We start from the raw sequence: 13,485 nt of genomic DNA, 5'->3' as shown, positions 1-13,485 counted from the left end.
CTAGCCATGATGCTACTCCCACTCTCGTTTAGTAGGACTCTAGCCTAGTACAAAAAGTAATTAGCCGTCTAAAATTTGTGGGTGTCTAATAAACCTTGCATGGTAAAGCGCGGTTGCGATTGCACCAATCGGTTGTTAACTTCCCACGACTTTCCTACCAAAGACTTGCCCACAAAATGTTTACCTATTAACGGCTGACCATCATTAATGCGCACAATAGCTTGGTAGGTTTTTTGTATTTGACCGAATTCAAATAAATGATGATATAAATGACGCGTTGCTGGGTTCACCGAGAAAATAACCAGCCCTGCTGTGACTCTATCTAAGCGATGAACTGCTTGTAAAGATTTGATCCCTGTGGCGCGGCGCAGCCGATTTAAAATATTAGACACCCACGTAATTTAGACGGCTAAAGTTCTTTATCACTTCTATTCAACCGTCTGGACTAATGCGTAGCCTATCAATCAGTTTCGGGTTTATGTCGTCAATCGAACCAAAAAGTTATGGGTGTCTAATAAATCTAAAAACCTGCTTGAGGTGTACTTGCATGTTGAATTCGGGAGACCGGCAGGTCACTGTAATATTGAGCTTCGAGAGATCACCAAATTAACATCGTTGCACAACTACCCCTTTGATGCTAGATTATTTCACTAGAATAATTTTCGATTAAAGCCATTGAATATAAAGTATATTTTTATAATTTTTTAAATCTACATTTCATAAAGTGATTACCAACACTGTATTGAGCAAGCGCTAACAACAGGTCATATATAAGTTTCACGACCAGCGAAATTTTAGCTTCTTCTCATTTAAACCCTAGCTATTAGAACTGAAGGAACAACGATAAATGTATGCTGAAATTATGGAAATAAACTGCCCTCTTAAGGGTGGAAAAAAATTAGTTAATTTATTAAACCAGCGAGGTGTAATAAATAATTATGAGCAGCTCAGTTCTGCGTTTGATAATTCTGACAATTTAAGAGCATACATTCAAGACAACTGTAAGCAAGATTTTATGAGCGTTCTACTATCCGGTGGTGACTTAGAAGAACATTTACAATTTTCTGAATTTATGGGAATAATATTTCCAAATAATAGCGTAGCTATTGATTCTGAAGTGTTTGATGATGAACTTAATGAAGACTTGGTTAAAGAATTACTTCAAAAAATATCAGCTACAACTCAAAATGAGTGGGTATTGAGCAACTTAAATATTGAGTTAGATGAAGATGAGGACGATGGTGAAGAAGTTGTAAATATTTCATTTGAATCCTTTGGTGAAGAGCATAATTGGGAGTTGTATTCTCCATTTTTTGACAGCTTGGTTGAAGATCTTCAACAGTTCTCTTTTGAATATTTGAAATCTGGTAAATTATTTATTGATCATGCCGCTGAATTAATTCCGATTTTGTACCTGCCTACTGATTTAGTAAGCGAACTAAATCAAGAGTTCGATACTGGATTTTCCAATGAGTTAGAATTCGATGATGAGTTTATAGTCTTTACGGGGAAAATGGCGCATAGAACCCGTGATGAAATGGCAGAACTAGCAGAAGAGCATGGGGCTAAAGTACAAAAATCTATAAATGGAAAAACAACAATTCTGGTTGTTGGTGCTAAGCCTGGAAACTCCAAATTATCTAAAGCCGAGGAATTTGGCGTAAGAATATTCACCGAAAGCGAATTTAATATCGTAGTTGACTATTAAGCAACAATTAAAAATTTCTAGGCCTAACAAATATTAGACACCCACGTAATTTAGACAGCTAAACACTCACCATTAAAGGTTAAATTTTATTGCTTTTCATTACCTAGTCACATGTATTGCTGGCCTGGCTGAGCAAGAGGCCCTCTCTGTCTCCTCCTGTCACCTGCTCTGTCAGACTAGCTGTCGCTGAGCGATAAATTACGCGCCGCACAAAAGGATCTTGGTTCGTTAGTCACAGGGTCAATAAAGTTGAGGGTTTTGGCTAATAGTTGTAGCGGCGCGTCAATATTGTCACTAGAGAATGGCTGTAGTACGGGATAGTATTTATCGTGTTTTATGCCAAAACCTAGGCATTGCATGTGGACACGCAGTTGATGGGTTTTTCCGGTGATCGGGCGCAGCTCAAATAATGCCTCAATGGCAGATTGCTCAATGCAGGTTATGATGGAATGACTATTACTTTCACCCTCGACAACTTGCATGGTAAAGCGCGGTTGCGATCGCACCAATCGGTTGTTAACTTCCCACGACTTTCCTACCAAAGACTTGCCCACCAAATTTTTACCAATTAACGGCTGACCATCATTAATGCGCGCAATAGCTTGATAGGTTTTTTGTATTTGGCCCGATTCAAATAAATGATGATATAAATGGCGCGTTGTTGGGTTCACCGAGAAAATAACCAGTCCTGCTGTGACTCTATCTAAGCGATGAACCGCTTGTAAAGATTTGATCCCTGTGGCGCGGCGCAACCGATTTTGCAGGCACTCATTAACAAAAACGCCACCGGGCGTTACCGGTAAAAAATGAGGTTTGTAGGCAACGAGAATATGCGCGTCTTGGTAAATTATTGTCTCTGCGGCCGCAATAACTGGCTCGCTTTCAACCTCGCGGTAATAATAAATCCGTTCTTGCGCCTTAAACGGGGATTGCGCCGTGATAAGGCTATGATCATGACGATGTACTTTGCCATCACTTATGCGTTGCTGCCAAATAGCAGGGTTAATGCGAGGGAATTTTATGATCAAATACTCGAGTACCGTTACAACGCCAGGGTTTGTTTGGGGTAAGCTCAGCACTGAGGCATACGGAGAAGTGATCATGGATTATCCAAAACTGGGAATATACCATGAGTTCCGCGCGCTAATAAACATTATCATCACTCGCTCGAAATAATTGCTGTTTATTTATTTTCATGTTGAATTCGGGTTTCTGTAAATTCTTGTAAGGAAAAATTAATAAAACTTCGTAATCTTGGGGTCATCTTCTGATCACGATAATACAAGATAGAAATCTGGCGTTGGCTTAACTTCCAATCAGGTAGTATTTGTACAAGGTTTCCTGACTGCATATCGGATTCAAGCAAAATTTCGGGTTGAATAATTACCCCAAGACCAGACTTTGCAGCATTAACTAAGGCATGACCACTGTTTACTGTCACCATACTATTTGGCTTAACTTCAACTTGCAGTTCATTTTTATGCCATTTCAATGAGGATCTAGCCGCGGGCGTAAATAATATAATCTCGTGATTCAGTAGCTCACTTGGGTGGTTAGGTATTCCGTGTTCCTGAAGATAGGACGGAGCTGCGCAAGCAATCATTTTATAAGGCATCAGAGTTCGTTGAATTAATCGACTGTCGGGAACCTTGCCAATGCGAAAAGCAATATCGACCCCCTCCTCGACTAAATCTATAGTCCGATCTGTCAACACAATATCTATTTTCACTAAAGGATATAAATTTCGATACCGTTTTAATGCTGGCATTAATAGCGACGAGCCAAAAGAAATAGGAGCAGTAATGCGCAATGCCCCTTTAGCTTCGGTTGACTGAGCTTCTGCTTCCATGTCGGCTAGCGATACTCGTTCAATAATATCTTTGCATTGCTCCAAATAACTCGCGCCAAAATCAGTTAAATGTTGCCGGCGAGTCGTTCTATTCAAAATGCGAGTTCCGAGCCGATCCTCTAATGCTGCAATATGTTGACCGATCATTGCGGGCGTCAAATTAAGTTGAATAGCGGCAGCACTCATTGAACCAGCATTAACGGTAGTTATAAAAGCTTTCATTGATTGAAATAGATCCATTTGATAGCAACCCTTTAAAGTGTTTAAAATAATCAACCAATTATAAAGTATTAGATATCAATTATGATTGTTTTTATCAAAAAAACGGAGAACATCATGATCGAATCACGCTTTAAAAATAAAACTATCCTTGTTACAGGCGCTGGCACTGGTATAGGTAGGGCAGCCGCTTTACATTTAGCAAAAGAAGGTGCCCATCTTGCCCTCATAGGGCGACGACTTGAGCCCCTTCAAGAATTAGCTCGAGAGATCGAGAATTTCGGTGGTTCCGCTACGGCTTTATCCTGTGATATTACAAAAACAGAATCACTATCAATAGCGATCAATAAAATCACAGATCTATTTGGTGGTCTTCATGGGGTATTTGCCAATGCTGGCATTCTTGGTGAGCTAAAACCATTGTCAGAAACCAATCTCGAAAATTTCGATAGCCTAATTGATATAAATCTCAGGGGTACCTTTTTGACCATAAAGCATTGCTTGCCATTACTCGAAACCGGGGCAATTGTTATTAATGCATCATGGACGGCACAATCGGTGATGCCAGGCACAGGAGCTTATGCAGCAACAAAAGGTGCGTTGCTCTCTATGATGAAAACTCTTGCCGTAGAACAAGGGCAACGCGGCATTAGAGTTAACGCAATTAGCCCGGGGATCATATTGACACCAATGGCAGACGAAGCATTAGATGCCGCGGTTTCACATAAGCTTGCCGATCACACTCCATTAAAACGTAACGGCGTGCCAGAAGATATTTCAGGAACCGTTGCTTGGCTTCTTTCTGAGGATGCAGCCTTTGTAACAGGGCAAGAAATCACAATTGATGGCGGATATACAATTGGAGGGGTAAGACTCTAGTCTATTAATATAATCGACCAGCATTATTGAAGTTATTCGTAGCTTCAATAATGTACAAGTAACTGTAATAAAGTGAATATAAGGACACTAACAAATATATTTAAGAAGATCCGGCTTGCATTTAAGTGCTGTAAAATTAGAACTGTCCCACGACAGTGACAAACATAGTCGATATGTTGATTAGCCGCCGAAAAACAAAATTTGGGACAGTCATAAAAAACAGCTCCCCCCAGCCAAAGAGTGTCTATAAGCTAGTTTTGTGACCTTACATTGTGCTAAATCGCCACTGTAATTGGCCTTAAGTGGCATTTTAACTTACAATGCCGCGACGTTATTTCGCTATTGTTGTGATGGCAAATACCATAATTTTTGTTGCTGTGAGTCCGCTTAGGATATCGCCGCAGCAGGGCTCGTGCCAACGTGCAGCCCGTAACTATTACCTAGCTTAATAAGACCTATCCGATGACTAAGTTTAACTGCCCGTTATGTTCGAACCCCCTACAATCAAACCCTGATACACGAGGATTAAGTTGTAGCAATAATCACCAATTCGATCGCGCTAAGCAAGGCTACTTCAATTTGTTACCGGTTCAGCATAAAAAGTCTAAGCAACCGGGCGACAGCAAAGAAATGATTACTGCGCGCCATGATTTTCTCGCTGGCAACCATTACCAGCCATTGGCCGAAAAAATCAGCCAAGTGATAAACCAGCAGGTAGAAAATCACCCCGCTAATAGTTTTACCATGCTCGATCTCGGCTGTGGTGAGGGTTATTACTCACGCATAATTAAGCAGCAAATTCCGACTATCGAGCAATACGGCATCGACATTTCAAAAGCTGCTGTCATTAGCGCAGCCAAAGCCGATAAAACCGCGCACTATGCCGTGGCAAGTTCTGACAAGCTGCCGCTAGTCAACGACTGCATCGACTTAGTGCTTAAGGTCTACGCACCGTCTAATGATGATGAGTTGCAGCGCGTAGTAACTGACAATGGTTTATTGTTAATCATCACCCCTGCGCCCCGCCACTTGTGGCAACTGCGTGAATTTATTTATCAAGACGTGCGCGCGCACGATACCCAAGATAGCCAGTTTGCTGGTTTTAAATTGCTTGAGTCACAGCAATTGAGTTACAACATCTGTCCTACTGGGGAGCATCGCATTGCCTTATTGCAAATGACCCCCTTTGCATGGCGCGCCAATGAGCAAGTGACCGCCGATATTGCCGCAGCAGATGGTCTTGAAATTGAGCTTGATTTCATTATTAATCTTTACCAACGTATCGTTGATTAATCAGCAATCCTGAATTCAGAGTTTTAAAGGCAATAAGATGATCACGCAAAAAATATTTATTATTGGTTTACCACGTACCGCGACCACCAGTGTCTGCGCCGCGATGTTAGATTTAGGCTTTACCACAGCGCATACCGCCTACACCAAGCAAACAATGATAAACGCTCAAGTTATTGCCGACACCCCGATATTTTGTGACTATCAAGCGCTTGATTTAAGCCATCCCGGCTCAAAATTTATCAATTTGAGCCGTGATTTATCAACTTGGTTGCCATCGATACGTCAGTTGCTCGAGCGGATGTTTGTTAATTTACAGCGTGATGACGGTGGTTCAAACCCCACCTTAAGACGTTGCTATAACGAAGTGTTTTCCCCATTAACGCTAGAAAACATTGCCAGCGATCAGTTTTTAACCGACTGTTATAACCGCCATCAACACCGCATAACCGAGTATTTTGCTAATCGAGCAGACGACTTGCTGACGATTGATATCACCGACCCTGACAGTTTTAACCAGCTGTTAAGCTTTGTTGACGCGACATCAACCAACGCAGGTTTTAGTCACATGAATATTGGCGGTAAGGTAACGGCTTGGAAAAAAGTAAAACATCCGTTAAAAATTGAATCGACTAACCGTGGAAAAATTGATCCAGTATAAGCTCCTGCTAATTTCGCCTTAATTGGCGTAAAAATGTCCACCATTTTTACGCCAATTAAGGTAAACTCCCCGCTTTATCATTACCATTAGTTATTATGTTTGAATTAAAATATCATACCCCGACAGCTTGGACTGATGCAGTGTTAGCTGACTTCACCAGCTTTTTGCAAGACCATGCAGCTGCAGAGAAAAAAGCCTCAGCAATGGCTATTTCAATGCTTGGTCACTATGCCGACCGTACCAAATTAGTCAAAGCAATGACCGATTTAGCGATTGAAGAATTAATTCATTTTAAGCAAGTACTTAAATTATTACACACCCGAAATGCGCCGTTAGGACAAGATCATAAAGATCCCTACATTCACCAAATTCGGGCATTGTTTCGTCGTGGTTCAAATGAGTTTTTTCTCGACCGACTATTAGTAGCTGGTATTATTGAAGCCCGTGGTTATGAGCGCTTTTCAATGGTCGCTGATGTCCTAGAGCCTGGCAAAGATCAAGAGCTATATGCTGCCATCGCTAAGTCAGAAGCAAAACACAAAGACCTCTTTGTTGAACTTGCTTATGAGTATTTCGACAAAACTGAAGTCGATGTTCGGTTAGAAGAGTTACTAATCGCTGAAGCTAAAATATGCGAAGGTTTAACCTTTAGAGCGGCTTTGCATTAAGCTTAGTTGCTCGCCGGTGCGATAAACCACCAGCATTAAAAATATCAGTAACTGCGGCAATGTTTAAATTGCTGTGGTTGCCTTCCTTATCAAGCAAACTTCTCAACAATATCACTTCATTAATCGTTAATAATTACACCAAATCTTAATTGCGTACCATTAGACTAAAGCAACCGTTTTTTGAGCTAGCCAATGGCTCTGATCCCTTGTGTATTTATTTAGTTAAGGTAGATTGAAAGACCTTAATATTTAAATATAAGGAACGCTATGTATAAGGTATTAATCGCCGACGATCACCCGCTATTTCGTGACGCAATAGTCCATATAATTAATCAGACGTTCCCCGGCACTATCACACTTGAAAGCCAAGACATTGACTCAACGTTAGCATTAGCCAACAGCAATGACGATATTGATTTGATATTGCTCGATTTGAATATGCCGCCCATGATCGGGCTTAATGGCTTGCTTGACCTTCGGAATCAATGCCCAACAACTCCGGTCGTTATTATTTCGGCCGAAGAGCAAAAAAACACAATAATACAAACCATTGCCTATGGCGCAGTGGGTTTTATTCCCAAATCATCATCTAAAAGCACGATTGCCCAGGCATTACAGAGCATCTTTAGTGGCAATGTCTATTTACCTCCCGATATTATCATCGATCAAAGCGACCAAAACTCAGCACCAGACCACACTAACCAGTCGTTAAAGATTAAGCTTGAGATGATGTCTTCGTTAACCAGACGTCAGCTGATGGTATTAAAGCGCATGACCAAGGGCGAGGCGAATAAACAAATCGCTTACAATCTTAATATTTCAGAAGCGACGGTAAAGTCTCACGTTTCTTCAATTCTTAAAAAGCTTGGTGTGTATAACCGAGTTCAGGCGGTGCTAGGTTGCAGCGATATCGACTTTAATCAAGAGCTTAATCAAAATATGAGTGCATTCAAAATAAGTGCTAAAGCCACTTAACATTTATGTTCATTGGCGGTATCAGACAACGTACCGCGCTTGATTGCTATCAGTAATTGCTTACTCAGTTGCTTTAAAAAAACCATGATACATTGTGGGGTTATCGCGCTAATTTCAGGGCTGTCGATATCATCATAATTTGAGAATTTAAGTTTCGCTAGTGTTAACGTGGCGCGAATAAACACCAAATCATCGCTTAATAACAATAAAGAATTACCGATATCATTAAGCCTGCTGCTTGGCCTAACATCCAGTGCGCTAAAGAGCACCAGATGATGACTGTTACTAATAAACAGCGCTGCCATTGCATAGCAATGTCCCTGTGTTCGCGGCGCTAAAAATGACGGGTAAGCGCCAATAATAAAACGAGTAATTGATGCAACCGCATGCTGCGATGATGATATTTTTGCAACCACCATGCAGTCACTCTCATTAACTGCTGTCGCCATGTAATCAACAGAGCCTTGGGTTAATTGCTCAGTGGCCACCTGATATAAATCACTCAAAAATTTCGGCACTGTCTCCACTTGTTGGTTGACGCCATCAGGTAAAGGGCGCGTAATCACTTCGTTGTTATCGCCACGGCTTAATAATAACGTTGGTGCAAGCTGGGTTAACTGCGGGATCAGTTTAGAACATACGGGCTTCAGTGGCTTTACCCTCTTTACTGTCGAACATTGGCCCTTGTCGTTGTTATGATTGACCAATTTTAAGTTATGTCTGCTTGGTTTGGATAATGGCAACTTAAGCTGTTCTAAACCTTGCTGCGCGTAGTCAAGCTCGCTCTGACAACCTGCTGCTAGCTGTATATTTTGATAATAAGCGGTTAGCAGTTGGTTTATCGCTGGCGAATATTTTTTAATGTTTTGATATGAATTATTAGATTGATATGAGTTATTAAATTGAGAGCTGAGCGGCGGATTATCGCCAATAAACTCATTTAATATCTGCGCTGCCCCAGTGGTGTTTTGGTTACTGACAATAATATTAAGGGCAAACTGCTGGTTTTTATTAAGGTTAAATTGAGGAGTTACTAATTCAGCGTCAATTGATTTTAATAAGTCAGCGAGTTGGTGTTGATGCTGTGAAAAATAATCAAAATAGCGAGCACTAAACCACCACCTGAGCAGCTGTCGGTGTTGATCAAATAGCTCGCGAGTTATTAAAGGTTTAGCGCGATAGTGCGCTTGCTTTCTCGATACAGGCTTCACTTTCGGTGCTGGCTGCTCTTTCAATGCTGTCTGCGCTGTCGATGTTGGCTGCGCTAATGGCTTAAGCTGCTTAATGATAGCTGCGACCTGCTCTGCCTCAACGTTTGCAGTTACTAAGCTAATGTCACTGGCTTGGTAATGCTGAGCATGGTAATTGACCAAGTCTGATACGGTTAACTGTGACAGCATTTCGCTGTCACCACCGTATTGATTACAGCGCAGCGGCGATGCATCACTGGCATCGACTTGCACCTGACGCAAGTGGTCGGCGTTTTGCTGCAAGCCGGTTAATTCGCGAAAGATCACGCCGCCATTAGCATCATCATAAACTTCTTCGGTTAGATCTTCACAGCTTATCACCGGATGCAGTAAGCCATTAAGCAAGTAATGTAGCCCAAGCAGAAAGCTGGTTTGGCACTGACTGCGGCAATGAAAATAGCTGACATTAGACAAGGTCGAGGCATTAATTTTTAAATCAGTTAATGAAGTGAGTTGAAACAGCGTTTCTGGCTGGCTAAAGGCACGGCTGCGCCGAAACACCAAATGTTCAACGCCGTGGCTAACGCCGCTATCGTCAACGGCTGGCGTATTGACCACAAACAGGGCACAAAATCCTTCATCGTTGCTAATGTTGAGCTGATTTAGACCGTTACTATGACAAAATTGAGCCAGAGCGGGATCAAGCGACTTCGTTTTTTTTTGAATGATTTTACTAACTAACTCACTATTAAGTAACTTACTACTACCTAACTTGCTGCGACCTAACTTACTACTAACTTGCGCCGCGATCATATTTTAAGTCGCGCGATGTCGGCATCGGCAATTTTGTGGCGGTTAACCCGCATCACCAACTCTTTAGTGGGTAGCGTTGCACTGTCGATTGCCTGTTGAATCAAATGATGATCGGGTGATTTACTGCATACCGGATCGGTTTTATCCATATCCCCTGTCATCATAAAGGCCTGACAGCGGCAACCACCAAAATCTTTTTCCTTTTCGTCGCAACTTTGGCAAGGCTGCGGCATCCAGCTGTCACCTCGAAAACGATTAAAGGCAAAATCTTGCTGCCAAATATCGCTAATGGATTTCTCTTTAACATTTGGAAAAGTCAGCGGCAGCATTTTGGCACTGTGGCAAGGCAGCGCGCTACCATCTGGCGTGACCGTTAGAAAAGTTGTGCCCCAGCCATTCATACAAGGTTTCGGCCGCTCTTCGTAATAGTCTGGCGTAACAAAGATAAATTGTGGACCCTTGCCTTGTTGCTGATCTCTAAATTGATTTACTGTTTGCTCCGCTGCAATTAACTGCTGTTGTGATGGCAGCAGGTGATCGCGGTTATCAAAGGCCCAGCCATAATATTGCGCTGTTGCCAGTTCAACATAATCGGCTTTTAGCTCGCAGCTTAAGCGTAAAATATCCGCTATCTGGCTAATGTTTTGCTTTGAAATCACAAAATTTAGCACCATTGGGTAACCCTGATCTTTAACCGACTGCGCCATCTTAAATTTTTGCTGGTAGGCATTGCCACGCCCAGCGATTGCGTCATTTACTTCTGGATCGGCACCTTGAAAACTTATCTGAATATGGTCCAAGCCAGCCTGCTTAAGCTTGGCTATCCGCTTTTCGGTTAAGCCAATGCCAGAGGTAATAAGGTTGGTGTAAAAACCCAACTCCCGCGCATGTTTAACCAATATTTCGAGATCTTTGCGTAACAGGGGCTCTCCACCAGAAAACCCTAGTTGCACCGCGCCCATCGCTCTAGCTTCGGTAAAGACCTTAAGCCATTGCTGGGTGCTGAGCTCATCTTTGATATCGCCCATTTCAGTAGGGTTAGAACAATAAGGACAATGCAGCGGACAATCGTAAGTGAGTTCGGCCAGTAACCATAACGGCGGACCGGCAGCGACAACTTGGTGATTACTCATGAAAAATCCACTTTTTTTCACTTGCTGTGGTTAAAAACTCACCAACATCAACACTTAAATCGCCAGCATCAGAAAATTTAACCATCAAGGCTGCCACTATTTGTTGAACGTTTTTGTTGCCATCGATCAGTTGCATTATTTCACCAGCCCCGCCATTTAATTTGACCATGCCCTCGGGAAACAATAAAACGAAACAATCTTGTGCCTGCTCCCATTGCAGGCGAAACATCGGATTAATAGCTGGGATCATTGCCGGTGTAATCATTAAAAAACCCTCTTGTGATAACTAGGCTCTGCGATGAGTCCTTGGTAAGGAGCGCGGTCTTGTTGATAAGCAAGTGTCATTGCGTCTAACATGCTCCACAAGATATCAAGCTTAAACTGCAGAATATTTAACGCCTCTTCCTGTGCCTCGCGGCTGGTAAAATGATCTAGGGTTATTTGCAGGCCGTGATTAACATCGCGTCTTGCTTGCGACAAGCGTATTTGAAAATAACTTAAGCCTTCACTGGCGATCCACGGATAGTTGGTTGGCCAACTGTCGAGTCGACTCTGATGAATTTGTGGTGCGAACATTTCGGTTAATGACGAACAGGCGGCTTGTTGCCAGCTCGCTTTACCGGCAAAATTAACATAGGCATCAACCGCAAATCTAACGCCTGGCAGCACGTACTTTTCATCAAGCAAATCTTGTCTATCTAACCCGACCGCTTCGCCTAAACGCAACCAGGCTTCGATACCACCAAGCGTGTCGTCGCCAACACTGCCGTCATGGTCCAAAATACGCTGGATCCACAAACGGCGCACTGACATATCCCGACAATTAGCCAATATTGCGGCGTCTTTAATCGGAATGTTTACTTGATAATAAAAGCGATTAGCAACCCAGCCGCGGATTTGTTCTTTGGTGCATTCGCCCTGATGCATGGCAATATGAAACGGGTGATGAATATGATAAAGCTGACCTTTGTCTTTAAGCTTTTGTTCGAATTGTTCTCTGGTCCATGGCTGCATCTTGGTGGTACCCCATTATTGCATTGAGTGTCTGCACTCAATTTTTATAATTATTTTTGTTATTTATTGCTCGGTGTTAAATCGTAATTTCCATGCCATCAACCGCAATTTCAACCCCGTTGTCCAACACAAATTGGTGCTGCGGCGATTGCTCATTTAAAATTGGATTGGTGTTGTTGATGTGAATAAGGATTTTTCGGTCAATATCAAACTTATTCAGTAATGCCACGGTGCCGAAATCGCCGTTTACAGGCATGTGGCCCATTTCAGATCCCAGTTTAGTGCCGACACCTTGGGCGATCATTTCGTCGTCGAGCCATAATGTGCCATCAATTAACACGCAACTGGCTTCTGATAAAATGTGCTCAACTTCAGGGGTGCTTTCGACAATTCCCGGCAAATAAAACAGATATTTTCCAGTGGCCAAATCGACAATTTTAAGCCCAATGTTATTGCCCGCGACAACCTGATCACGATACTTTGAATACGGTGGTGCATTTGATTCGATGGTTACCGGAATAAACTCGATGCCGTCAACGCCCGTTACTTGAAAAGATTGGCTTTGCTCATTCTCTGTTAGACCAGAATCTATTAAACCCGAATCTATTAGGCCAGAGCCTATTTGCTTAAAGTTGAGTCCGCCATGCCAATGTTCCAACAAATTAAACAACGGATAAGCACTCGACAAGTCTTCATAAACTACATCGGTACAGTAAACATCAAGTGGCAGCCCTTCGCGCAATGTTAATAGCCCGGTGGTGTGATCAATTTGACTGTCGGTAAGAATAGCACCACGAATATTGGTGCCACGAGAACCTTGTTCAGGCCAAAGTTGCGGTGATTGATTAATTTGCTGACGAATGTCTGGCGAGGCATTAATTAGCGCCCAATTTTTTCCATCTGCACTGACGGCAATCGATGATTGGGTGCGCGGTGTCGCTTTGATTGTACCCTGACGTAGTCCTTTACAGTTTGCACAGTGACAGTTCCATTGCGGAAATCCGCCGCCGGCAGCAGAGCCGAGGATTAATATTTTCATAGCTACCTATATAAATAAGTTGAAAATTGTTGCCCCGGTGACAACAG

At 42.4% G+C, this 13,485-nt stretch carries 14 protein-coding genes; 6 read left to right on the top strand and 8 right to left on the bottom strand.

The features are described from left to right. Positions 1 to 68: 68 nt before the first annotated feature. Entirely contained in the window at positions 69 to 401 is a 333-nt protein-coding gene (locus tag HRU23_18955) for a hypothetical protein (protein NRA56226.1), read from the bottom strand. A gap of 446 nt (positions 402 to 847) precedes the next feature. Here HRU23_18955 and HRU23_18950 point away from each other — a divergent pair, with 446 nt between their 5' ends. Further along, positions 848 to 1,708 carry a hypothetical protein gene (locus HRU23_18950; GenBank protein ID NRA56225.1) on the top strand — a complete coding sequence of 287 codons (861 nt, stop codon included), beginning with the start codon at positions 848 to 850 and terminating at the stop codon, positions 1,706 to 1,708. 176 nt (positions 1,709 to 1,884) lie between these two features. Here HRU23_18950 and HRU23_18945 read toward each other — a convergent pair whose 3' ends face one another. After that, complete coding sequence (locus HRU23_18945; protein NRA56224.1) at positions 1,885 to 2,811, bottom strand: pseudouridine synthase; 927 nt, start codon at positions 2,809 to 2,811, stop codon at positions 1,885 to 1,887. 80 nt (positions 2,812 to 2,891) lie between these two features. Continuing rightward, a complete protein-coding gene (locus HRU23_18940; GenBank protein ID NRA56223.1) occupies positions 2,892 to 3,797 on the bottom strand; it encodes a LysR family transcriptional regulator in 906 nt (301 codons plus the stop codon). A gap of 96 nt (positions 3,798 to 3,893) precedes the next feature. Between HRU23_18940 and HRU23_18935 the strand changes: the two genes are divergently transcribed. From HRU23_18935 to HRU23_18915, 5 genes are all read left to right on the top strand, one after another. Then, positions 3,894 to 4,655, top strand: a complete 762-nt coding sequence (locus HRU23_18935; protein NRA56222.1) for an SDR family oxidoreductase — start codon at positions 3,894 to 3,896, stop codon at positions 4,653 to 4,655. Between the two features lie 462 nt (positions 4,656 to 5,117). Beyond that, positions 5,118 to 5,948, top strand: a complete 831-nt coding sequence (gene rlmA / locus HRU23_18930; protein NRA56221.1) for a 23S rRNA (guanine(745)-N(1))-methyltransferase — start codon at positions 5,118 to 5,120, stop codon at positions 5,946 to 5,948. 37 nt (positions 5,949 to 5,985) lie between these two features. Then, positions 5,986 to 6,606 (top strand): sulfotransferase family protein, encoded by a 621-nt coding sequence (locus HRU23_18925; protein NRA56220.1) that lies wholly within the window; start codon positions 5,986 to 5,988, stop codon positions 6,604 to 6,606. Positions 6,607 to 6,701: 95 nt separating this feature from the next. Beyond that, the gene (locus HRU23_18920; GenBank protein NRA56219.1) at positions 6,702 to 7,274 is read left to right on the top strand and encodes a tRNA-(ms[2]io[6]A)-hydroxylase; all 573 of its coding nucleotides are present in this window, start codon (positions 6,702 to 6,704) and stop codon (positions 7,272 to 7,274) included. A gap of 267 nt (positions 7,275 to 7,541) precedes the next feature. Then, complete coding sequence (locus HRU23_18915; GenBank protein ID NRA56218.1) at positions 7,542 to 8,249, top strand: response regulator transcription factor; 708 nt, start codon at positions 7,542 to 7,544, stop codon at positions 8,247 to 8,249. Here the strand turns inward: HRU23_18915 and HRU23_18910 are convergent. The 5 genes from HRU23_18910 to pqqB all read right to left on the bottom strand — a co-directional run bounded on the left by HRU23_18910 (position 8,246) and on the right by pqqB (position 13,438). Next, complete coding sequence (locus HRU23_18910) at positions 8,246 to 10,252, bottom strand: insulinase family protein (protein NRA56217.1); 2,007 nt, start codon at positions 10,250 to 10,252, stop codon at positions 8,246 to 8,248. The two genes, HRU23_18915 and HRU23_18910, sit on opposite strands and share 4 nt — an antisense overlap. Beyond that, positions 10,249 to 11,385, bottom strand: a complete 1,137-nt coding sequence (gene pqqE, locus HRU23_18905; GenBank protein NRA56216.1) for a pyrroloquinoline quinone biosynthesis protein PqqE — start codon at positions 11,383 to 11,385, stop codon at positions 10,249 to 10,251. The genes HRU23_18910 and pqqE overlap by 4 nt, the downstream gene beginning before the upstream one ends. Next, positions 11,378 to 11,650, bottom strand: coding sequence for a pyrroloquinoline quinone biosynthesis peptide chaperone PqqD (gene pqqD / locus HRU23_18900; protein NRA56215.1), 273 nt, complete (start codon positions 11,648 to 11,650; stop codon positions 11,378 to 11,380). Before pqqD ends, pqqE begins: the two co-directional genes overlap by 8 nt. Then, the gene (pqqC, locus tag HRU23_18895; GenBank protein NRA56214.1) at positions 11,650 to 12,399 is read right to left on the bottom strand and encodes a pyrroloquinoline-quinone synthase PqqC; all 750 of its coding nucleotides are present in this window, start codon (positions 12,397 to 12,399) and stop codon (positions 11,650 to 11,652) included. Before pqqC ends, pqqD begins: the two co-directional genes overlap by 1 nt. A gap of 76 nt (positions 12,400 to 12,475) precedes the next feature. Beyond that, positions 12,476 to 13,438, bottom strand: coding sequence for a pyrroloquinoline quinone biosynthesis protein PqqB (gene pqqB, locus HRU23_18890; GenBank protein ID NRA56213.1), 963 nt, complete (start codon positions 13,436 to 13,438; stop codon positions 12,476 to 12,478). Between the last annotated feature and the right edge of the window lie 47 nt (positions 13,439 to 13,485).

It is taken from the genome of Gammaproteobacteria bacterium (genome assembly GCA_013214945.1).
Classification (GTDB): Bacteria; Pseudomonadota; Gammaproteobacteria; order Enterobacterales; family Psychrobiaceae; genus Psychrobium.
This window is presented reverse-complemented; position numbering and strand designations above follow the sequence as displayed.